General features: G+C 41.0%; 22 protein-coding genes. 7 read left to right on the top strand and 15 right to left on the bottom strand.

The window, feature by feature from the left end:
• Position 1 precedes the first annotated feature (1 nt).
• Positions 2-628, top strand: a complete 627-nt coding sequence (locus G6R09_RS06100) for a response regulator (protein ID WP_087844140.1) — start codon at positions 2-4, stop codon at positions 626-628.
• 106 nt (positions 629-734) lie between these two features.
• Here the strand turns inward: G6R09_RS06100 and G6R09_RS06095 are convergent, their stop codons facing one another.
• On the bottom strand, positions 735-1016 hold the full coding sequence (locus G6R09_RS06095) for a helix-turn-helix domain-containing protein (protein WP_060999529.1): 282 nt from the start codon (positions 1014-1016) through the stop codon (positions 735-737).
• 244 nt (positions 1017-1260) lie between these two features.
• Here G6R09_RS06095 and G6R09_RS06090 point away from each other — a divergent pair, with 244 nt between their 5' ends.
• The 4 genes from G6R09_RS06090 to G6R09_RS06075 all read left to right on the top strand — a co-directional run bounded on the left by G6R09_RS06090 (position 1261) and on the right by G6R09_RS06075 (position 3711).
• Positions 1261-1614 (top strand): ArsC family reductase, encoded by a 354-nt coding sequence (locus tag G6R09_RS06090; protein ID WP_065166519.1) that lies wholly within the window; start codon positions 1261-1263, stop codon positions 1612-1614.
• A gap of 13 nt (positions 1615-1627) precedes the next feature.
• Complete coding sequence (gene dapE, locus G6R09_RS06085; protein WP_065166520.1) at positions 1628-2758, top strand: succinyl-diaminopimelate desuccinylase; 1131 nt, start codon at positions 1628-1630, stop codon at positions 2756-2758.
• Between the two features lie 205 nt (positions 2759-2963).
• Entirely contained in the window at positions 2964-3176 is a 213-nt protein-coding gene (locus G6R09_RS06080; RefSeq protein WP_065166521.1) for a DUF2897 family protein, read from the top strand.
• Positions 3169-3711 carry an NUDIX hydrolase gene (locus G6R09_RS06075; RefSeq protein WP_065166522.1) on the top strand — a complete coding sequence of 181 codons (543 nt, stop codon included), beginning with the start codon at positions 3169-3171 and terminating at the stop codon, positions 3709-3711. The genes G6R09_RS06080 and G6R09_RS06075 overlap by 8 nt, the downstream gene beginning before the upstream one ends.
• Positions 3712-3813: 102 nt before the next feature.
• Here G6R09_RS06075 and G6R09_RS06070 read toward each other — a convergent pair whose 3' ends face one another.
• The 6 genes from G6R09_RS06070 to G6R09_RS06045 form a co-directional block, all read right to left on the bottom strand.
• Entirely contained in the window at positions 3814-5070 is a 1257-nt protein-coding gene (locus G6R09_RS06070; RefSeq protein WP_205522987.1) for a glutamate-5-semialdehyde dehydrogenase, read from the bottom strand.
• 65 nt (positions 5071-5135) lie between these two features.
• Positions 5136-6290 carry a glutamate 5-kinase gene (gene proB, locus G6R09_RS06065; RefSeq protein WP_065176645.1) on the bottom strand — a complete coding sequence of 385 codons (1155 nt, stop codon included), beginning with the start codon at positions 6288-6290 and terminating at the stop codon, positions 5136-5138.
• 249 nt (positions 6291-6539) lie between these two features.
• Positions 6540-6950, bottom strand: coding sequence for a sigma factor-binding protein Crl (gene crl / locus G6R09_RS06060; protein WP_065166524.1), 411 nt, complete (start codon positions 6948-6950; stop codon positions 6540-6542).
• A gap of 253 nt (positions 6951-7203) precedes the next feature.
• Positions 7204-8466 (bottom strand): esterase FrsA, encoded by a 1263-nt coding sequence (gene frsA, locus G6R09_RS06055; protein ID WP_065166525.1) that lies wholly within the window; start codon positions 8464-8466, stop codon positions 7204-7206.
• A gap of 182 nt (positions 8467-8648) precedes the next feature.
• A complete protein-coding gene (gene gpt / locus G6R09_RS06050) occupies positions 8649-9107 on the bottom strand; it encodes a xanthine phosphoribosyltransferase (RefSeq protein ID WP_060999514.1) in 459 nt (152 codons plus the stop codon).
• 69 nt (positions 9108-9176) lie between these two features.
• Entirely contained in the window at positions 9177-10466 is a 1290-nt protein-coding gene (locus G6R09_RS06045; RefSeq protein WP_065166526.1) for an NCS2 family permease, read from the bottom strand.
• A 1086-nt stretch (positions 10467-11552) separates the two neighbouring features.
• Between G6R09_RS06045 and G6R09_RS06040 the strand changes: the two genes are divergently transcribed.
• Positions 11553-13013: an aminoacyl-histidine dipeptidase gene (locus G6R09_RS06040; protein ID WP_065166527.1), complete on the top strand. Its 1461-nt coding sequence runs from the start codon at positions 11553-11555 to the stop codon at positions 13011-13013.
• Positions 13014-13093: 80 nt separating this feature from the next.
• Here the strand turns inward: G6R09_RS06040 and dinB are convergent, their stop codons facing one another.
• Positions 13094-14167, bottom strand: a complete 1074-nt coding sequence (dinB, locus tag G6R09_RS06035; RefSeq protein WP_373423699.1) for a DNA polymerase IV — start codon at positions 14165-14167, stop codon at positions 13094-13096.
• Positions 14168-14402: 235 nt separating this feature from the next.
• Between dinB and G6R09_RS06030 the strand changes: the two genes are divergently transcribed.
• A complete protein-coding gene (locus G6R09_RS06030; RefSeq protein ID WP_065176648.1) occupies positions 14403-15614 on the top strand; it encodes a response regulator in 1212 nt (403 codons plus the stop codon).
• A gap of 88 nt (positions 15615-15702) precedes the next feature.
• On the opposite strand, the gene nqrM is transcribed toward G6R09_RS06030, so the two are convergent.
• The 7 genes from nqrM to G6R09_RS05995 all read right to left on the bottom strand — a co-directional run bounded on the left by nqrM (position 15703) and on the right by G6R09_RS05995 (position 21622).
• Positions 15703-15924, bottom strand: coding sequence for a (Na+)-NQR maturation NqrM (gene nqrM, locus G6R09_RS06025; RefSeq protein WP_060999509.1), 222 nt, complete (start codon positions 15922-15924; stop codon positions 15703-15705).
• Positions 15925-15935: 11 nt separating this feature from the next.
• Positions 15936-16961 carry an FAD:protein FMN transferase gene (locus G6R09_RS06020; protein WP_065176649.1) on the bottom strand — a complete coding sequence of 342 codons (1026 nt, stop codon included), beginning with the start codon at positions 16959-16961 and terminating at the stop codon, positions 15936-15938.
• A gap of 159 nt (positions 16962-17120) precedes the next feature.
• Positions 17121-18344: an NADH:ubiquinone reductase (Na(+)-transporting) subunit F gene (nqrF, locus tag G6R09_RS06015; RefSeq protein ID WP_065166530.1), complete on the bottom strand. Its 1224-nt coding sequence runs from the start codon at positions 18342-18344 to the stop codon at positions 17121-17123.
• A gap of 23 nt (positions 18345-18367) precedes the next feature.
• Positions 18368-18964 carry an NADH:ubiquinone reductase (Na(+)-transporting) subunit E gene (gene nqrE, locus G6R09_RS06010; RefSeq protein WP_060999503.1) on the bottom strand — a complete coding sequence of 199 codons (597 nt, stop codon included), beginning with the start codon at positions 18962-18964 and terminating at the stop codon, positions 18368-18370.
• A 7-nt stretch (positions 18965-18971) separates the two neighbouring features.
• Positions 18972-19604: an NADH:ubiquinone reductase (Na(+)-transporting) subunit D gene (locus G6R09_RS06005; protein WP_065166531.1), complete on the bottom strand. Its 633-nt coding sequence runs from the start codon at positions 19602-19604 to the stop codon at positions 18972-18974.
• Complete coding sequence (locus G6R09_RS06000; RefSeq protein WP_065166532.1) at positions 19597-20388, bottom strand: Na(+)-translocating NADH-quinone reductase subunit C; 792 nt, start codon at positions 20386-20388, stop codon at positions 19597-19599. Before G6R09_RS06000 ends, G6R09_RS06005 begins: the two co-directional genes overlap by 8 nt.
• Complete coding sequence (locus tag G6R09_RS05995) at positions 20378-21622, bottom strand: NADH:ubiquinone reductase (Na(+)-transporting) subunit B (RefSeq protein WP_065166533.1); 1245 nt, start codon at positions 21620-21622, stop codon at positions 20378-20380. The genes G6R09_RS06000 and G6R09_RS05995 overlap by 11 nt, the downstream gene beginning before the upstream one ends.
• Position 21623 lies beyond the last annotated feature (1 nt).

The following is a 21623-nucleotide window of genomic DNA, read 5'->3' as shown; positions in this document are numbered from 1 at the left end:
TATGTCGGCTTGGAAAGTTATGATCGTCGATGATCATCCGTTAATGCGCAGAGGTATTGGGCAGTTACTCAGTTTTGAAAATGAATTTGATGTTATTGGTGAAGCCAGCAATGGTAATGAAGCCATTGCGCTTGCCCATAAAATGCCCGTCGATCTAATTTTATTAGACCTCAATATGAAAGGCATGTCAGGTTTAGACACTCTAATTACATTACGTAATGAAGGGATTGATGCTTGTATTGTGATTTTAACCGTATCAGATAATCATGCAGATATAAAAACACTCATCGATGCTGGTGCTGATGGCTATTTACTCAAAGATACCGAGCCTGATGAACTGATTAGGTTATTAAAAACGGCCTTAAACGGAGGCAAAGCATACAGTGAGGTTGTGACTGCTTTTTTAACTAATAACAGCACTGATAATACCCTTTTCTCAACTCTAACTGATAGAGAAAACCAAATATTACAAGAGGTTGCTAAAGGACATACTAATCGAGTGATTGCTGAGTCATTGTTTATTTCAGAAGCAACAGTCAAAGTGCATATGAAAAGCTTATTGCGCAAGTTGCAAGTGAAGTCACGCACAGCAGCAACAGTACTGTATTTACAAACCTTAGGTTACTAACATTAGCTTACTAGCTAATGGCTACGATTAAATAATCAACTTGCCATAAAAAACCGCAGCGTGAATAAACACCTGCGGTTGATGATTCTGACACGATTATGGTGAATTACACCGCTAAAGACGCCATTAAATCCTGCTCTCGCGACTCGACCCACTGCAAATCAAACGGTCCCCAGTCACTTAATTTATAATAGCCATCATTATGACGACGCCCATCTTGAATAAAAGTCAATTCAATACCTAACCCGGGTAGGGCTTTTAATACATCTTGAATCGTCCGTCGTGGCCAACCTGTTTGTTCAATTAAACGAGGAACATTAGGGCGTTCGGTGTGTTCAACAAGTAATGCCAAATAAAGTCTGCGGGCAAAAACTGGATTCAGTTCCATTGGGGCCTCCATAATATACTGTGTCTATTATTGCCCGTTCTCAAATGAGGATGTTGCGTTTGATCAACGAGGTCAGTGGTTTAATGGCTATCTATCATAATAAAAGCGAGTTTGATCTCATTTTTATGAAAACTATCGTCATAAACAATAATGCAAAATCATCACCAACAAAGTGTAACTGTTGCGATAAGCTTGTAATCTCGCTATAAAAGATAATTAATTTATTATAAAAAGTCAGCCAAATATGAATACAATTGCTTACGGTATAAAAAACTGCGACACCATCAAAAAAATGAAACACTGGCTCGCAGCCGAAAATATTGATTATAAATTTCATGACTACCGTGTCGATGGTATCGATCTTAGCTTGCTAGAAACCTTTGAAGCGGCGTTAGGCTGGGAAGCGATGGTCAATAAACGGGGTACAACTTTCCGTCAATTAACCGCTGAACAAAAAGCGAGCCTCAACCGTGAAACCGCATTGCAATTAATGTTAGAGCAACCTGCAATGATTAAGCGACCATTATTACAACATAATAACCATTACTACTTAGGCTTTAAACCTGACCAATATCAGGCTATTTTTCTTACTAAATAACAAGGATACAAGGATGTCTGACAGTCCCGTTATTGCACTTGCAAAAGATCTAATGAGCCGCCCTTCAGTCACCCCTGAAGATGCGGGTTGCCAACCGTTAATGATCGAACGTCTCCAAGCGCTAGGATTCACAATTGAAACAATGGTATTTGAAGATACCACCAACCTATGGGCTCGCCGTGGCAACCAAGCACCGCTGTTTGTGTTTGCAGGCCATACTGATGTTGTTCCTTCAGGCCCCGTAGAACAATGGCATACTCCGCCTTTTGAACCAACTATTATTGATGGCTACTTACATGGACGTGGTGCCGCTGATATGAAAGGTTCACTGGCGTGTATGGTGGTGGCAATTGAACGTTTTATTGCTCAGAACCCCCATCATAATGGCTCGATTGCACTACTCATCACCTCTGATGAGGAAGGGCCTTTCATTAATGGTACCACGCGAGTCATTGACACCTTAGAAGCACGTAATGAAAAAATAGATATGTGCATTGTCGGTGAACCATCAAGCACCGCTACTATCGGGGATATTGTTAAAAATGGCCGTCGCGGCTCAATCACTGGCGATCTGATTGTTAAAGGTATTCAAGGTCATGTTGCCTACCCACATTTAGCCAATAACCCAATCCATCAAGCACTGCCCGCTTTAGCAGAACTTGCTACTACCCATTGGGATAATGGTAATGATTTCTTTCCACCCACCAGCTTTCAAATTCCCAATATTGCTGCAGGAACTGGCGCATCAAATGTTATTCCGGGTCAATTTGAAGTCCAATTTAATTTCCGCTTCAGCACAGAATTAACCGATGCTGATATTAAACATCGAGTGCACACAATATTGGATGCTCATGAGCTAGAGTACGATTTAAAATGGACCCTCAGTGGTCATCCATTCTTAACTGATAGTGGAACATTGGTTGATGCAGTAGTCGCTGCTATTACAGAGATCAATCACACTCCGCCGCAACTGCTCACCACAGGTGGTACCTCTGATGGTCGATTTATCGCCCGTACAGGTGCACAAGTGGTTGAGCTTGGGCCGGTAAATGCCACCATTCACAAAGTTAATGAATGTGTGAAAGTCGCCGACCTTGAAACCCTAACGGATATGTATCAGCAGATCCTCCACAAGATTTTATAATTACCGCTCTATTTATCTATCATTAACGCTGTTCAGGTTTGATGACTGAACAGCTAATCATGCGATATTTGATAGCTAATTATGCATTGCTGTGATGATGAACTCATCGCAACCAATCGCTATTATTGGTATCGTGTTTATTCAGTGATCATTATTGATTAATGGTAGTTGATAGATTAAATCGAGATTATCGAGTGAGGTGAATATGGAATGGTTTTTTAATCCTTGGGTTATCTGTGTGATTATTATTGCAGTGATCGCCAGTAATATTGCCGCTTTAAAGTACACCGCTTATATGCGAACAGGACTTAAAAAAAGACAATCACCATCAACATCACTCGATGATCCTCAGTCATCACCCACGACAAATACTCATCACTCTGACACCAGCAACCACTCGCAGGATAAAAATGACTGATATAAAAACATTAGATAGCCGTATTGTTTATCAAAATAAATGGATGACAGTACGAGAAGATAAAATCCAGCGTCAAAGTGGTGCCGAAGGCATTTATGGCGTGGTTGAAAAACCTGATTGTGCGGCAATTTTAGCGATTGATAATGGGTATATTCATTTAGTGCAACAGTTTCGCTATAGCATTCAGCAACGCTGTTGGGAAATACCGCAAGGTGCTTGGGAAGCAAATCCTAACGCTGATCATCTCGATCTTGCCAAGGGTGAATTACAAGAAGAAACCGGCTTAGTGGCTGATAAAATGACCTACTTAGGTAGCCAATTTATCGCTTATGGATTTTTGAACCAAACCTGCCATATCTACTTAGCAACGCAACTACATTCCGCGCCACAACAGCAACGAGATCTCGAAGAAGAAGATTTAATTAGCCAATCTTTTACCATTGCAGAGTTTGAAGCAATGATCATCAACGGTGAATTAAAAGATAGTGTGACGATTGCGGCTTATGGACTCGCAAAATTAAAACAAGCGATCTAAGTGCTAAAACGTTAATCTAAACCAATAAAAAAGCTGCCTTTTTAGTGGCAGCTTTTTTGATGGATATTATCTTTTAATTTGCATTGCAGCGCAGTTTAATTACTAAGAACGGCTTAGGTAATCTGCCACACCCACCCACTTATAACTGGTTAGCTCTTCTAACCCCATTGGGCCTCGAGCATGCAGTTTCTGAGTTGATACCGCAACTTCAGCACCTAAGCCAAATTGTGCGCCATCAGTAAAACGGGTTGAGGCATTAACGTATACCGCAGCTGAACCTGCAGCATTAACAAATCGCTCAGCAGCTTGTAGATTATTGGTTAAGATCGAATCTGAGTGACTAGCATTATGTTTACGCATATGAAAAATAGCTTCATCAACATCAGCAACGACTTTTACGCCTAAGGTATAACTTAGCCATTCAGTATCAAAATCACCCGCTTCAGCTTTACGTAACAGGCTTGCTTTACCTTCCAATAAGCTAAACGCAGCATCATCAGCAACTAACGTTACTTTGGCTTTATTCATACGCTCAACTAAACGCGATAAGAACGTCGCAGCAATGTTCTCATTCACTAATAACGTATCTAATGAATTACATGCAGAAGGACGTTGCACCTTGGCATTTTCAACCACATCTAATGAGCGTGATAAATCAGCACTCTCATCAACATACATATGGCTAATCCCAAAACCACCAATGATCACTGGAATAGTGCTGTTTTCTTTACACATTTGGTGCAAACCCGCACCGCCACGTGGAATGATCATATCAACATATTGATCTAGTTTTAGCAGCTGTGATACGTATTCACGATCTGGCTGTTCAATATATTGTACCGATGCCGCAGGTAAACTTGCTTTTGCTAATGCAGCCTGAATCACTTTCACTAACGCCATATTTGAATGGAATGTCTCACGACCACCACGCAAAATGCTCGCATTACCGGTTTTAAGGCATAGCGCAGCAATATCAATGGTTACATTAGGACGTGCTTCATAAATCACACCGACAACACCTAATGGCACACGACGACGGCTTAAGCGCATGCCGTTTTCTAGCACTCGGCTATCAAGCTCAGCACCAACAGGATCCTGTAAATTGATCACATTGCGCACATCACTGGCAATGGCACTAATGCGTGCTTCATTTAGTAATAGACGGTCAATCAATGCTTCTGACATACCGCTTGCAATCGCGGCATTAATATCTTGTTTGTTAGCGGCTAGTATAGCTACTTGATTGGCTTCTAGCTCATCTGCAATAATCGCCAACGCGGTGTTTTTTACAGCTGTAGCAGTGGTGGCTAATTCAAACGCAGCCAGTTGTGCTGCTTGTCCCATTTTTTCAAGATTCACAGTAATTCCTTACTTAAATTAAATGCACTAAATGAGTCAGTTATCGATGTGACTGACCACTGCTATTAAATAACAACCATATCATCACGATGGATTGCAGCATGACCGTATTCATAACCTAAGACATGATGAATATCATGGCTGTGCTTACCGGCAATTTTAGTCATATCATCACTTGAGTAACGGCTAATACCACGTGCAAGTAAGACATTATTACTATCAAAAATTCGAACGACTTCACCACGTTCAAACGATCCTTTTACCTGCGTAATACCTTTCGCAAGCAAACTGCTGCCTTTTTGTTGTACCGCAGTCACAGCACCATCATCAATCACAATATCACCTGCTGGCGGAGGCCCGGCAAGGATCCATTGCTTACGTCCTTCAAGCGATGACTTTAGTGGCAGAAAACGCGTGCCAACAGCCTTACCTGCAGCCAGATCGACAATCACGTCAACGCGACGTCCAGCAGCAATAATCACTTCAATACCTGCACGACAAGCAACTTCTGCAGCTTGTAATTTGGTTGCCATACCACCGGTGCCTAAACCACCAACAGTGCCACCAGCTAATTTACGTAATTTATCGTCAATGGTCACGACTTCATGAATCAACTCAGCATTTGGATTACTACGCGGATCGGCGGTAAATAATCCCGCCTGATCAGTCATCAGCAGTAACTTATCAGCACCACCCAAAATACCCACTAATGCAGAGAGATTATCGTTATCACCGACTTTAATTTCTGTGGTGGCAACGGCATCGTTCTCGTTTACAACGGGTACAATACCGTTATCTAATAGCGCCACTAACATATCGCGTGCATTTAAATAACGCTCGCGATCGTTTAAATCTGCGCGGGTTAATAACATTTGACCAATGTTGATCCCATAGATACCAAACAAGGTTTCCCACTCTTGAATTAAGCGTCCTTGGCCAACGGCAGCAAGCAGTTGCTTACTTGCCATGGTTTTGGGTAGTTCGGGGTAACCTAAATGCTCACGACCAGCAGCAATCGCGCCAGAAGTAACAATAATAATTTTATGGCCTTGACTACGTAACATAGCGCATTGACGCACTAACTCAACCATATGGGCACGATCAAGTTTTAATGTACCACCAGTGAGTACACTAGTACCTAGTTTGACGACGATAGTATGGGTTGCAGCAGCGGCAGCAACGTCTTGCTTTTGAGCATTAGATTTTTTTGAATCAGCCATGAGATCAAACAATAGATTGAAATAATAAATGTTCTTTGTTGTATCAATCCCTATCGAAAAGCACAAGAAAAAAACAATCACAAAATCAATATTAACGGGCTTTAGTCGCTTGTTTGAACATTAATGGCCATAAAGTAAGAGTGATGGCACCACATGGCAACCAAACAAATGCATCTTTATGATAATTTCATAAAATCGCAATGTAATGTCACCAGTGGTGGTAGTCTACATTTTCAGCCAAGATTAAGGTTACTTAATCGACAACTCAGCCAGTGGGGTTTGGGTTAATGTTGCGGCTGGAACCAGGGTTAATTGGCATTCATCAACGATAAAAGGTGTCAGTTTAGGGTAGAAATCAACCAATGTTTTTAAGACTGCATCATGATGTTTAGCGGGTAATTTACCATTCACCCACTCGCCTGCAGCGTTATAGCGACCAAAATCATACTCATATTCATAGCCGCTATCTGTCGCCGTCATCACCAACCACCAGCCCCAAAACTCACGTAGCTCAGGATCTTTTTCAGCATTAACACAGCTTGCTAAACAATCAAAAAAGAATCGTTGCGGTTGCGATTTTTTTTCACGAAGATAAGGACCAATTGCGGTCAATTTAGACATTAAACGTCCATGTGGTGGAAAGATTGTTGCTGTTGTCATTGTATTATCCATCCATAGTCAGCGGTATTTGATACACGAGTAAGACTTACTGTCCTGTTATTATCTATGCCAACGTAAAAATGCGCTCAACATAATAATAATTTCTTATAGTATGGATAAATATTAACAAAATAACAAACCATAGCAGCTAAATTTGCTAACAATATCATGACAATATATTTTAGTCATAAAAAAACGGAATCGCACTGTGGTGCAATTCCGCTAATAATGATGCTATTTCTCAGTATAATAATTACTGCATTTTATCATCGAGCCATTTAACCACTTCTGTCATTACGCGATGATAGCCGTCATAAATTGGTTTTTCAGGTAACGTCACCGCCTTACCGCCATAACTTGATAATGCAATCAATTGATTATCTATTTCAGGGCAAATAGGGTCGTTTTTAAGTCCAATACCCAGCATCGGAATATCCACTCGACGGCGACCTAAAATTCCTTGATTTTTTAATGACCATGCGGGTAAATGCGATTTAATACTGGCTTCTGCTTGACCATTTTTACCCATTCGAGACGCTAGAACATCGAGATACATACGTGGCATTTGATCTAATAGTTTAGGCTGAGTAAGAAAACTATTGATAGCACCACCAATGCTGACACAGGTTTTTAAGCGGGTAGGCTCCATAAATCCAAGTCGAATCGCAGCATTACCCCCCATTCTTAACCCCACCATCGCAACGTTGCGATTATCAACCCACGGCACATCTCGAATTTGTTGTAATAATGCTTGGTGTAAACGGCTGGTATCTTCGGTTAAGTTCCAACGATCACTATGACCAACAGATGGCATATCTAAGGTCACCATCGCATACCCAGCAGGGCCTAAGTAATCTTTATATAACCGCCACAGATCACTTTGCAACGTCGCTAAGCCACCACTAACAATCACCGTGGGTAATAATTTATCGGTACGCGGCAGGTGAATAAAGGCCTCAAAGGTCTTATTTTCATATTTAACATCGATCTTACGCATATCATGTGGACGTAGCTCAATCGCCTCACGGTAACTTTGATTGGCTTGTAATTCGGCCTGATCAGCCAACTGATCACCTTTTATATAAGGATATGCAGCAATACTGTAATGAGTACTGGCTTTTAACAATAATTCTGATGCCGCTAACTTATCGCCATTATTAACAGCTATACGGGCTAATTGCTGATAGTTAGATGCTAATTGTGACCATTCATAAGTCCAGTTACCCGAACGATAACCAATAACAGTATCTAATAAATGTGCTGTTGTTCGAGGAGCATCAGAGCCTGCAATCCGTGCTAATACCGCTTCTTGCTCAATCGGATCAACACCTTGCCATATCCATTGTGGACGCCGTAAAACACGATACCAACCAAGCTGACTTTCACCATCAAGCGCATTGTTTACATCACCACTACGAACATGTGCAATTTTTACAATATTTGAGGTTTCTTTGCTGGTTTGGCGGGGTGCAAATAGCTTCTCTGATAGATTTTGTTTTGATGGTTGTTCAGACACGGCATCCTCCAACGTATAACACGTATTTTAATAGGCTTAGATAATATACCTAAACCACTCTCAATAACTAAAATCGATAAAAAAAGACGCCAACAAGGTGGCGTCTTTAATAAAACTTAGTTTTCAAAACTGATCATCAACACACTATCGTTACCTCGATGAATCAGTTTTCACTAACAGATTTATTTTTTAGCAATCGGATCAACGTAAGTAACTGCCATATCCCAAGGCTGTTCAATCCATGTATCTTGAGGAATGTTAACCACAAAATCATCAACTAAATGTTGGCCAGCAGGTTTTGCACATACCGTTACAAATTTAGCACGTGGGTACAGTTCACGAATTTTTTCCGCAGTACCACCAGTATCAACTAAATCATCAACAACGATAAAGCCTTCACCATCACCATCAGCTTGCTTGATTACATTCATATCACGCTGATGATCATGATCATAGCTAGCAATACATACAGTATCAATATGACGAATGCCTAACTCTCGCGCCAAAATAGCCGCTGGCACTAAACCGCCACGGCTAACAGCAATGATCCCTGTCCACTGTTCAGCCGGTAGCAATTTCTCTGCTAGCTGGCGTGTGTACATTTGCATGTTATCCCAAGTGATGACGAATTTATTACTCATAGTAAAACAACCTCTGAAACAGCGATTCGAAAACCGCATAAATTTATGTAAGCGTAAATAACATTACACTTATAAGAAAATAATCTTCGCAAGGAATAACGCAGAAATAACCCAAACACTGATATTAACTTCACGTCCCTTGCCACTTAATGCTTTAACTACCGCAAACGTAATGAAACCAAGACCAATACCTTCTGCAATTGAGTAGGTTAACGGCATCAGTAAACACACAACGACGACAGGTGCAGCTTCTGTTAGGTCGCGCCAATCAATAGATACCAGACCTGACATCATCAAAATAGCAACGTAAAATAATGCGCCTGCGGTAGCGTATACTGGAACCATTCCAGCTAATGGTGCAAAAAATAACGCCAGTAAGAATAACATGCCTACCGTAACGGCTGTTAGGCCTGTACGACCACCAACTGCGACACCCGACACACTCTCAACAAAAGATGTGGTATTTGAGGTTCCCAGTAATGCACCAATAGAAGTTGCAGTACTATCAGCTAATAATGCACGGTTTAAACGCGGTAATTTACCATCTTCACCAATCAGGTTAGCTTTGGTCGCGACCCCAACTAATGTACCCGCGGTATCAAATAAATCGACAAACAAAAATGCAAATACAATTGAAATTAAACCAACTTCCATTGCACCAGAGAAATCAAGCTGCATAAAAGTAGGTGCAATACTTGGTGGCATAGACATGATGCCGTTGTACTCAACTTCACCCACGATAATACTGATTGCGGTAACAATTAAAATGGCGATCAATACTGCGGCTTTAAAACCACGCTGAACTAAGCCAATGGTTAACACAAACCCAAGTCCTGCCATTATTGCTGGAAAACTGGTTAAATCGCCGGCTTTAACTAATGTCGCAGGACTTGCCACCACAATGCCGGATGTTTGCAATGCGATAAAGGCTAAAAACAGACCAATACCCGCCGAAATACCAATCCGTAATGAATGAGGAATAGAGTTAATGATCCACTCACGCACTCGCATAACACTCAGCGCGATAAAACATAAACCAGATAAGAATACAGCAGCTAACGCGACCTGCCACGTATGACCCATACCTAAAACAACGGTATAAGTAAAAAAGGCGTTAAGTCCCATACCGGGTGCTTGTGCTACTGGATAATTAGCATAAAAACCCATCACAAAGCAGCCAATCATTGCTGCTAAACAAGTAGCAACAAACACTGAGCCTTGATCCATTCCTGTACTGGCTAACATAGTGGGGTTTACAAAAATAATATAAGCCATTGTCAGGAAAGTGGTCACACCGGCCATAATTTCAGTGCGTACTGTGGTGCCATGTTCTTTGAGTTTAAACAACTTTTCTAGCATGCTTCTCGATTCCTTAGAGATAGGCAATAAACTAACAAACACGTTAAGAAATAGAAAACGTTTGCGCAATCCATTTCGGCGCTGATTATAATCATGCGATCACGCAATTTCCAGATTTTATCGTTGAAAAGCGCAAAACAATAACTAGGGCGATTTACACCACCCCCGATAGTGAGAATAAAACATTAAAATTCAAGTAATTAAAGGATTCTTCGTGACGGTTATTTTTTAATCATTTACTTTATTAACCAATACAATACGGGTTAATAAAGACCGATAATAAAACTTAATAACGGTAATAGCAGAAAAGCAGATAAAAAAACGCCACTTCAAAAATGAAGTGGCGGCAGAATGTTATAAATAACGCTATAGCGCTATCAAGAAATTCTTAATTTAAGGGGGTGTGAACAAAATTGCAGTTTGTCTCGTTGAATAACAACCAAACAATTAAAACTTATTAATAACGGTACGGCGTTGGGTAATGGAAATTACTGGTATATACCGAACGGTTATTCCAAAAATGTGTCATTGAAGAAAAAATTTTCATTTAAATCACCTTAATCATAAGTACACCAACATATCGTTGCTGGCGAGTTGCCGTTATGGCCCACTTATTCTCGGTTCCTTGGAGGCGATATCTCGGGTTCATCCTGAACATGTCGTGTTAATTATTGTGCCACTCAACGCGGCTTGATTAAACTATAACCAAAAAGTAATAAACTTACAATATTTATTTTAACTAGCTCACACTTTCTAAATATTATGCTTGAGAGAATGGATTTAATGTAACTTTATTACATCCTTATTATCTTATAATACAACACGTTGCATCTTGATTGTTTTTTGGTGCATTTGTTTACATTACATGCATAACAATGGCTATGGTTAGTAAACCCTCCATCATTGACACTATAACTACAGAAATCAGTGGTATAAGATTTTATTATTTGCCCTATCTCCCCTAAACACAGAGTGATATGCTAAAACCAAAGCGGTAATAATACTCGCTCTCTAATTTTGTCATTTTACGGCTAAAACCCTACAAAATGACACTAGCCCAGTCTCATATATAAAAGGAAGGCTACCGTGTCTGAAATTACTCAACTATCACCAAAAGCTGTTTGGCATTTCTTTGATAAGATTTGTTCAATCCCTCACCCTTCTAAATATGAAGAGCAGCTAGCGCAATACATTGTCTCTTTTGCACAAGCTGAAGGACTTGATGTTCGTCGTGATAATACTGGTAATGTGATTATCAAAAAACCAGCAACCGCCGGCATGGAAAACCGTAAAGGGGTTGTACTTCAAGCGCACATTGATATGGTGCCACAAAAAAATGAAGATACCGTTCACGACTTCACTCAAGATCCAATCGTACCTTTCATCGATGGTGAATGGGTTACAGCAACTGGCACAACATTAGGTGCTGATAACGGCATGGGCATGGCAACATGTCTGGCAATTTTAGCGGCTAAAGATATCGAACACGGCCCGTTAGAAGTATTACTAACGATTGATGAAGAAGCTGGCATGACCGGTGCCTTTGGCTTAGAAGCGGGCTGGCTTGAAGGCGATATTCTTTTAAATACCGATTCCGAGCAAGAAGGCGAAGTTTACATGGGTTGTGCTGGCGGTGTTGACGCTGCATTAACCGTTGATATTCAACGCGAAGCCATTCCAGCAGATCACCAAGCGATTAAACTGGTTGTTAAAGGCCTAAAAGGCGGTCACTCTGGCTGTGATATTCACACAGGCCGTGGTAATGCTAACAAATTAATGGCGCGTTTCTTTGTTGGTCATGCCGACGAGCTTGGTCTACGCATCAATAACTTCACTGGTGGTAGCCTGCGCAATGCTTTACCTCGTGAAGCGACAGTTATTGCAACGTTACCAGCAGCAAATGTCGACAAACTTAATGCTTTATTTGCTGAATACCTTCAAATGGCTACAGCTGAATTAGGCCATGTTGAAACGGATCTAACTTTCTTTACTGAAGCATGTGCCACTCCTGCTGATGTCATCGTTACTGCTGATCAAACCCGTTTAATGAATATTTTAAACGTTTGTCCAAACGGTGTTATTCGCATGAGCGATGATATTGAAGGCGTGGTTGAAACCTCGTTAAACATGGGTGTGATCACCACAGAAGCAGACAAAATCACGATCCTATGCCTTATTCGTTCATTGATCGACTCAGGCCGTAGCTACGTTGAAGGCATGTTGCAATCACTAGCTGCGCTTGCAGGTGCTAAATGTGAAGTTGCTGGCGCATACCCTGGCTGGAAACCTGATGCTGATTCTGAAATCATGCACGTTTTCCGTGATACTTATCAACAAATGTACGGTAACAAACCTAATATCATGGTGATCCATGCAGGTCTTGAGTGTGGTTTATTTAAAGAACCTTACCCAGAAATGGATATGTTATCATTTGGTCCAACAATCAAATTCCCACACTCACCTGATGAGAAAGTAAAAATTGATACCGTACAAATGTTCTGGGATCAAATGCTAGCGATTCTAAAAAATATTCCGGTTAAAAAATAATTCACTGAATTAGCTTAATAACCTATTAAAAAACGGACCTTGCGTCCGTTTTTAATTATCCACCATTATCTTACTTACCATCAAAAACCAAATGATAACTGCTGCGCCTTTAATCCTTGCTCTAAACCAACACTTAATCCGATTAGACGAATTTCTCGCCCTTGTTGACGCGTAAGTGCTTCCGTTAATAGCGGCACAAATTGTTGTTTATCAAGTGTTGGGCAACTGTGTTCCACCGTTGTTTGTTGAAAATCAGCAAATTTTAATTTTATCCCTTGCTTAGCAATATTTAGCTGTGGTCGCACCTTACGTAATCGCTGCTCTAATTCTGAATGTAAGTGCTCAATCACTTGCCAACATTCATCGTAGCTAGCAATATTTTTATGAAATGTTCGCTCAACACCAACAGACTTACGTTGTCGTTCAACAATCACTTCACGATCGTCAATCCCATGCGCACGCAGCCACAGTGATTGACCAAACTTGCCAAACTGTTGTAATAACTGTTGCTGTTCATAATTTTGAACATCTCGACCAACATACAGACCTTGCTGATGCAATTTTTGAATGGTGACTTTTCCAACACCAGGGATTTTTTCAAGTTTCAAATCTGCAACAAAGTCATCGACTTGCTCAGGCGTTACCACATATTGACCATTAGGCTTATTGAGATCAGACGCCACTTTTGCAATAAACTTTACCGGCGCAATCCCTGCTGAGGCGGTAAGGTTAAGTTCACGCTCAATCGCTTTACGAATATCTAACGCAATTAGAGTTGCAGAGCCGTGTAACATCTCACAATCGCTGACATCTAAATAAGCTTCATCCAATGACAATGGTTCTATTTTATCAGTATAACGCGCAAAAATAGCCCGTATTTGCTGTGAAACTTGACGATAAACCTCCATCCGTCCACGCACTAAAGTTAAATGTGGACATAATTTCATTGCTTGTGCTGTCGGCATCGCTGAATGAATACCATATTTACGGGCTAAATAATTACAGGTACTCACTACCCCCCGCTGTTCTGAACGGCCACCGATAGCAATCGGAATATCACGTAAAGCAGGGTTATCACGCATTTCAACAGCTGCGTAAAAGCAATCCATATCGACATGGATGATCTTACGTTGGCTTGGCAATGGATTGATCACAGCAAATACTCATCAATGAACACAGCAAATAACTGTTTTTATATACAGCTATTATACGCCAATTTAAGTCCGTACTGTAACTATCTCAAGGTTCAATTTTATATACATAAACAAACAATAATGTACAAAATAATTAACAAAACCAATGGTATTAACCAATAGTTATGATTAAAATCATTGCTATATTATTACTATTATCAATAAAAGCGTTTTTTTGGCTTTTTGGGAGTTCAATGTGCCCTACCAAGTGCTGGTTGTTGAAGACAGTCGTACATTCCGTCATTACCTAAAAGATCAACTTCAACAAGCAGGGTTTGAGGCCGTTTTTGCTACAACACAACAACAAGCACAAACCTTGCTAATACAGCCACACACTTTCTTTTGTGCAGTTTTAGATTATTGCTTACCTGACGCTCCAAATGGTGAGGTTATCGATATGGTATTAAGTTACGGTCTAAAATCCATCGTGCTAACCGCAGAATATAATGATCATATTAAAGAACAAGTCTTAACCACAGGTGTTTTAGATTACTTATTAAAAGACAATGCGACGTCTGTGGCCTACCTGATTCCATTACTACAACGGTTAAAGGCCAATATCGGTCATAAAGCTTTAGTAGTCGAAGACTCTCCGACAATCAGGCGCTATATCTGTCAATTACTGAAAAAACAAAACCTTACTGTTATTGAGGCTGAGAATGGTGAGCAAGCACTGGCACTATTAACAACAACAGACAATATCAGTTTAATTATTACTGATAATGATATGCCCAAAAAAGATGGGATCAGCATGATCCAAGAAATTCGCCATCAATATAACCGGGATGATATTGCGATATTAGGCTTATCTGCTAGTAATGATCACACCTTAACCGCACAGTTTCTCAAAGCGGGTGCTAACGATTTTTTATATAAACCATTTAACCAAGAAGAATTTTATTGTCGAATTCATCATATGTTAAATATCAAAGACAATGCTAAACAGCTCTACAAAATGGCCAATCAAGATACCCTCACAGGACTTTGGAATCGGCGTTATTTTTTTGCCCATACGCCCACGGCTAAAACTTGGAAAAATATCGCTATGATTGATATTGACCATTTTAAAACCGTCAATGATACCTATGGTCATGATGGTGGTGATGCGGTGCTGGTGACTATTAGCAAGATTATTGCAGCTCATTTTTCAGAAGCGATAGTGGCTCGCTTTGGCGGAGAAGAATTTTGTATTTATTATCATGGTGATCCTGATGTTTTTTTACAAACATTAGAGTTAGTGCGCACTCGCATTGAAACGCTAACTATTCCTTACCAACAGACGCATATTAAAGTCACGATCAGTATTGGCGTTACTTATGCGTGTAACTCACCCGATCATCTCATCAAACAGGCCGATGATAAACTCTATTTAGCCAAACAACAGGGGCGTAATTGTTTGGTTCAATAACATGGTATAAAAAAGCCTAAGTATAACTTCTATCGTCATACTTAGGCTTTAAGGTAAGTAATGACTTACCTAATAGTAGTAAATTCGATTAAATAATCTGATTCTTTTTCCATTCAGCTTGACGTGCGGCACGTGCTTCACGCTTTTTACGCGCGTCACAAGGTTCAGGACAATCACACTCTTTGGCGATCCCAATCCCATCTAAACCACCACAACTGCCACTTACTGATTTACGTTGGAAAATATACCCTACGGCCATTGCGATAATAACCAGTAGAAAAACAGCAAATGTTACTAAATAAGTTGCCATAGATGCCTCTATTATTTTTTATCTACGTATTGCTCAAAAGTATTTGATTTGTATTCAACAAAGCCGTCTTTGGTTTTTACAATCAACATTACAGGAATATTTTCTTGGTTTGCTAATGCAATTGACTCATCCTCTCCCATGACAGAGAATGTCGTTGCGTAAGCATCAGCTGTCATACATGACGGCGCAATAACCGTTACTGACACCACATGGTTATCAATTGGACGACCGGTTTTAGGATTAATCAGATGCGAGTAACGAACCCCATTCTCATCAAAGTAATTACGGTAATCACCCGATGTTGCTATCGCCATATTACCTGCTTGCAGAATCTCTTGCACTGCCCGTTCGTTTTCAACCGGCTTTTCAACGGCAATACGCCATAACACATTGGCTTGATTTTTACCTTGCAGACGCAGCTCACCACCAACATCAACCATGAAGTTTTTAACGTGTAAGTCATCTTTTAAGTAATCAGCAACCACATCGACGCCATAGCCTTTGGCGATAGAAGATAAATCAACATACAGTTTAGCTTCATCTTTGACCAGCTTATTACCGGCTAACACTTGTAAATGATGATAACCCACTTCTGACAGACGGGTTTCAATGTCTTTATCGGTTGGAATTGATTCTGGGCGTGCCTCAGGGCCAAAGCTCCATAAATTAACCACTGGGCCAACAGTTACATCATAAGCACCATTGCTGACTTTAGATATACGTAACGCTTCAGCGATCACTTTAGCGGTTGCTGCTGATACAGGAAACGGTTTATTTGCCGGCGCTTTGTTAAATAAACTCAATTCAGATTGTGGACGGTAAGTCGACATTTGATCATTAACCAGCTCTAAACGACGATCGATCTCTTGTTGAATCTCTTTTGCTGACGGTAACCCTGCTTGATCTATTATTTTAATTGAATAATAGGTTCCCATCGTCGAGCCATTAATAGTGATTTGCTGACGCTGATCACTGCAGCCAGCAAGCGCTAACAATGCTGCTATTACAACTACAGCTCGAATAAAGAACATTTTCATTCAACTACTCCAATGAAATAAAGGTAATTTTTACTCTAGTAACCATAGTGAGTCATTACTAACTGATAATAACCACAATAAAAATAACATTACTTATCATTAATAATGAAAAAGGCTGACCTTAAAGGCCAGCCTTCTTTAAAGGTGAAGGGCTAACGATTAGCCACCGAAATCATCCAATAGGATGTTTTCATCTTCAACACCAAGATCTTTTAGCATGCTGATAACAGCTGCGTTCATCATTGGTGGACCACACATGTAGTACTCACAATCTTCTGGTGCTTCATGATCACGTAAGTAGTTTTCATAAAGAACGTTGTGAATAAAGCCCGTGTAGCCATCCCAGTTATCTTCAGGCTGTGGATCAGACAATGCACAATGCCACACGAAGTTAGGGTTTTCGGCCGCTAAACTATCGAAATCTTCTTCATAGAACATTTCGCGCTTAGAACGTGCGCCGTACCAGTAAGACATCTTACGCTTAGAGTGTAGACGCTTAAGTTGGTCAAAGATATGTGAACGCATTGGCGCCATACCTGCACCACCACCTACGAATACCATTTCATTTTCAGTGTCTTTCGCGAAGAACTCACCGAAAGGACCAGAAATAGTACACTTGTCACCTTCTTTAAGTGACCAGATGAATGATGACATTTGACCAGGAGCAACATCTGGATTATTAGGCGGCGGCGTAGCAATACGCACGTTTAGCATAATAATACCGAACTCTTCTGGGTAGTTAGCCATTGAGTAAGCACGGATGATATCTTCATCAACCTTAGACTCGTAGCGGAACAAGTTAAACTTATCCCAGTCGCCACGGTACTCTTCTGGTACATCAAAGTCTGAGTATTTGATGTGGTGAGCAGGTGCTTCAATCTGAATGTAACCACCAGCACGGAAAGGTACTGTTTCGCCATCAGGAATCTGAAGCTTAAGCTCTTTGATGAAGGTTGCTTTGTTATCGTTAGAAATAACAGAACATTCCCACTTCTTCACACCAAAAATTTCTTCAGGAAGCTCGATGTCCATGTCAGATTTAACGTTAACCTGACACGCTAGACGTTCGCCTTCACGTGCTTCACCTTTAGAAATGTGATCAAGTTCTGTTGGTAGAATATCACCACCGCCAGATTTGATTTTTACACGGCACTGACCACAAGAGCCACCGCCACCACATGCTGATGATACGAAAATACCGTTAGCAGAAAGTGCATTCAGTAGTTTACCGCCCGCACCTGTGGTGATCGCTTTTTCTGGATCGCCGTTTACTGAGATAGTAATGTCACCTGATGGTACTAGCTTAGATTTAGCGAATAAAATCACTAAAACTAGAGCCAGGATAATCAAGGTAAACATGCCTACGCCAAGAATAATATCCATTGACTATTCCTTCCTTATCCTGATTACAGCTGTACGCCAGAGAAAGACATAAAGCCTAACGCCATAAGACCAACAGTGATAAAGGTAATACCTAAACCACGAAGACCCGCAGGTACATCTGAGTATTTCATCTTCTCACGGATACCCGCAAGCGCAACAATTGCCAACATCCAACCAACACCAGAGCCGAAGCCATAGACGATTGATTCTGTGAAGTTGTAATCACGTTGCACCATGAAAGACACACCACCGAAGATTGCACAGTTAACTGTGATCAACGGTAAGAAAATACCTAGTGCGTTGTATAGTGGCGGGAAGAAGCGATCAAGAACCATTTCAAGGATCTGAACCAATGCTGCGATCACACCAATGAACGTAATAAAGTTCAAGAAGCTAAGGTCAACACCTGGGAAAATTGCACCATCTTTAAGTACATAGTTGTACACAAGATTGTTTAACGGCACAGATAATGTAAGTACTACGATTACCGCAACACCTAGACCAAAAGAGGTCTTAACTTTCTTAGACACCGCTAGGAAAGTACACATACCCAAGAAGAAAGATAATGCCATGTTCTCGATAAAGATCGAGCGAATCAATAGGCTAATATAATGTTCCATATTCCTCTTACTCCTTCGCTTCTACTTGTTCTGGACGGAAAGTACGAATAATCCAGATCATGAAACCAATTAGGAAGAACGCAGAAGGAGCCAATAGCATTAGACCGTTCGGGTGATACCAACCGCCATCAGAAGCCAGTGGCAATACCTGCATACCAAATAACTTACCTGAGCCTAAAAGCTCACGGAAGAAAGCTACAGTAATAAGTACAAAACCGTAACCTAAACCGTTACCGATACCATCAATAAATGCTGGTACTGGTGCTGATTTCATTGCGTATGCTTCCGCACGACCCATTACGATACAGTTAGTAATGATCAAACCAACGAATACAGACAGTTGCTTTGATACATCGTAAAGGTATGCACGTAAAACTTCGTCAACCACGATTACCAATGATGCGATAATCGCCATTTGCGCAATAATACGCACGCTGTTTGGAATTTGATTACGAACTAATGATACAAAAAAGTTCGAAAATGCAGTTACCAGTGTTACAGCAATTGTCATTACAAACGCAGTTTCTAACTTAGTAGTTACTGCTAACGCTGAACAAACACCAAGAATTTGTAATGCAATTGGGTTATTGCTGATAAAAGGTCCAAACAGGATCTTTTTCATTTCTTTAGTATCAGCCATTATTCAGATCTCCTGCACGTAACTTAGCAAGGTAAGGACCAAAGCCCTGTGCACCGAACCAGAAATCGAAGGTATGCTGTACGCCGTTACTTGTTAGCGTTGCACCAGAAAGACCATCAACTTGGTGATCAGTACCTACAGGCGCACCACCTTTAAGGATTTTAATTGCAGGCTTGAAGTTCATATCGTACAACTTCTTACCAACAAACTGCTCACGCCATGTTGGGTTTTCAACTTCACCACCTAGTCCAGGAGTTTCCGCCTGATCGTAGTAAGTGATGCCGTCAATAGTGTTACCATCAGTTGCAACCGCAACGAATGCATACATCATTGACCATAAACCGTTACCGTGAATAGGTAAAATTACTTTAGTTAGCGTGCCAGCAGCATCTTTAACAAGATAAACAGTCGCAACGTTTGCACGACGAATGATCTTTGCTAAATCTTCGTTTGCTGGAAGTTTGATAGATTCTTTATCATTCTTCGCCGCGTCACGTTGATTGTATTGAGCTGCATTTTCACCAGCAACTTCAGCAACATAGTTGCCCGTATCAATGTTTACAAGCTTAGGCTCAATAAACTGGTTGTACGTTTGCTTGATGTTAGTGTCTTTGTTTAGCAGACCTGCAACAGCAAGAATATTGCGTTGTACGTCAAGTACCGCATTTTCTTGTTGCTTAGGGCGTAAAACAACAGCTGCTGTAGATACGATGATTGAACACACAAGGCTCAATACCACTACAAAAATCAGCGTTCTTGAGAAGCTATCCTTATTACTTGCCATGACGAGCCAGTCTCCGTTTGATGTTGCCTTGAACAACTAGGTTGTCAAATAGAGGTGCAAATAGGTTAGCAAATAGAATCGCTAGCATCATACCTTCTGGATATGCAGGGTTAACTACACGTACCATTACAGCCATTGCACCGATCAATGCGCCATACCACCATTTTGCTTTATTGGTGAACGCAGCTGATACTGGATCTGTCGCCATAAACATCATACCAAACGCGAAGCCACCAAGAACTAGGTGCCACTGCCAAGGCATGTTGAACATTGGGTTAGTATCTGAACCAATAATGTTAAATAGAGTTGCAGCAACGATCATACCGATCATTGTACCGGCAATAATACGCCATGAAGCAATGCCCATAATAACAATAAATGCGCCACCAATAAGGATAGCAAGTGTTGATACTTCACCAATTGAACCTGGAAGATGACCAACGAAAGCGTCCATCCAAGTGATTGATTGACCAGTAATAGTGTTAACTACGTCTGCTTGACCACCTTGAGACCACTGACTTAGCGGTGTCGCGCCAGAGAAACCATCCGCCGCATTCCATACTAGGTCGCCAGAAATCTGACCTGGGTATGCGAAGAATAGGAAAGCACGACCAGCAAGTGCTGGGTTAAGGAAGTTACGACCGGTACCACCAAAAATTTCTTTTGCGACAACGACACCAAAGGTAATACCTAAAGCTGCTTGCCAAAGTGGTAGTGTTGGCGGAACGATCAAAGCAAATAAGATTGATGTTACGAAGAAACCTTCGTTAACTTCATGCTTACGTACCATACAGAACAATACTTCCCAGAAACCACCTACCGCAAATACTACTGCGTAGATTGGAAGGAAATATGTTGCACCTAGGAGCATCTTGCTGCCCCAACCAGCAGTCGCTGATAGCGTACCGCCTAGCATCTGGGTAAACCAGTAATGCCAGTCAGCAGCAATCACTGCTGTTAGTTTGTCTGCAGTGTATAAGTGGTTAAGACCAGCAATTGCTTGATCACCCACGTTGTACATACCCCAGAACATTGCTGGGAAAACCGCAAACCATACCATGATCATGATACGTTTTAGATCGATACTGTCACGCACGTGCGCAGATGAACGCGTCACTTGCCCTGGCGTATACATAAGAGTGGCAAACGCTTCATATAACGCAAACCAACGCTCATGCTTACCACCTGGTTCAAAGTGGTGCTCGATATCTTCGAGGAAATTCTTGAAACCCATG

The sequence above is a fragment of the Photobacterium sp. Alg240-V54 genome (assembly GCF_900537155.1).
GTDB lineage: Bacteria > Pseudomonadota > Gammaproteobacteria > Enterobacterales > Vibrionaceae > Photobacterium.
The sequence above is the reverse complement of the archived record's forward strand: the minus strand, read 5'-3'. Positions and strand labels throughout refer to the sequence as shown.

Coding starts and splice junctions, on each gene's coding strand:
- G6R09_RS06100 (WP_087844140.1), top strand. CDS start 2: ATGTCGGCTTGGAAAGTTATGATCGTCGATGATCATCCGTTAATGCGC.
- G6R09_RS06095 (WP_060999529.1), bottom strand. CDS start 1,016: ATGGAACTGAATCCAGTTTTTGCCCGCAGACTTTATTTGGCATTACTT.
- G6R09_RS06090 (WP_065166519.1), top strand. CDS start 1,261: ATGAATACAATTGCTTACGGTATAAAAAACTGCGACACCATCAAAAAA.
- dapE (WP_065166520.1), top strand. CDS start 1,628: ATGTCTGACAGTCCCGTTATTGCACTTGCAAAAGATCTAATGAGCCGC.
- G6R09_RS06080 (WP_065166521.1), top strand. CDS start 2,964: ATGGAATGGTTTTTTAATCCTTGGGTTATCTGTGTGATTATTATTGCA.
- G6R09_RS06075 (WP_065166522.1), top strand. CDS start 3,169: ATGACTGATATAAAAACATTAGATAGCCGTATTGTTTATCAAAATAAA.
- proB (WP_065176645.1), bottom strand. CDS start 6,290: ATGGCTGATTCAAAAAAATCTAATGCTCAAAAGCAAGACGTTGCTGCC.
- crl (WP_065166524.1), bottom strand. CDS start 6,950: ATGACAACAGCAACAATCTTTCCACCACATGGACGTTTAATGTCTAAA.
- gpt (WP_060999514.1), bottom strand. CDS start 9,107: ATGAGTAATAAATTCGTCATCACTTGGGATAACATGCAAATGTACACA.
- G6R09_RS06045 (WP_065166526.1), bottom strand. CDS start 10,466: ATGCTAGAAAAGTTGTTTAAACTCAAAGAACATGGCACCACAGTACGC.
- nqrM (WP_060999509.1), bottom strand. CDS start 15,924: ATGGCAACTTATTTAGTAACATTTGCTGTTTTTCTACTGGTTATTATC.
- G6R09_RS06020 (WP_065176649.1), bottom strand. CDS start 16,961: ATGAAAATGTTCTTTATTCGAGCTGTAGTTGTAATAGCAGCATTGTTA.
- nqrF (WP_065166530.1), bottom strand. CDS start 18,344: ATGGATATTATTCTTGGCGTAGGCATGTTTACCTTGATTATCCTGGCT.
- nqrE (WP_060999503.1), bottom strand. CDS start 18,964: ATGGAACATTATATTAGCCTATTGATTCGCTCGATCTTTATCGAGAAC.
- G6R09_RS06005 (WP_065166531.1), bottom strand. CDS start 19,604: ATGGCTGATACTAAAGAAATGAAAAAGATCCTGTTTGGACCTTTTATC.
- G6R09_RS06000 (WP_065166532.1), bottom strand. CDS start 20,388: ATGGCAAGTAATAAGGATAGCTTCTCAAGAACGCTGATTTTTGTAGTG.
- G6R09_RS05995 (WP_065166533.1), bottom strand. CDS start 21,622: ATGGGTTTCAAGAATTTCCTCGAAGATATCGAGCACCACTTTGAACCA.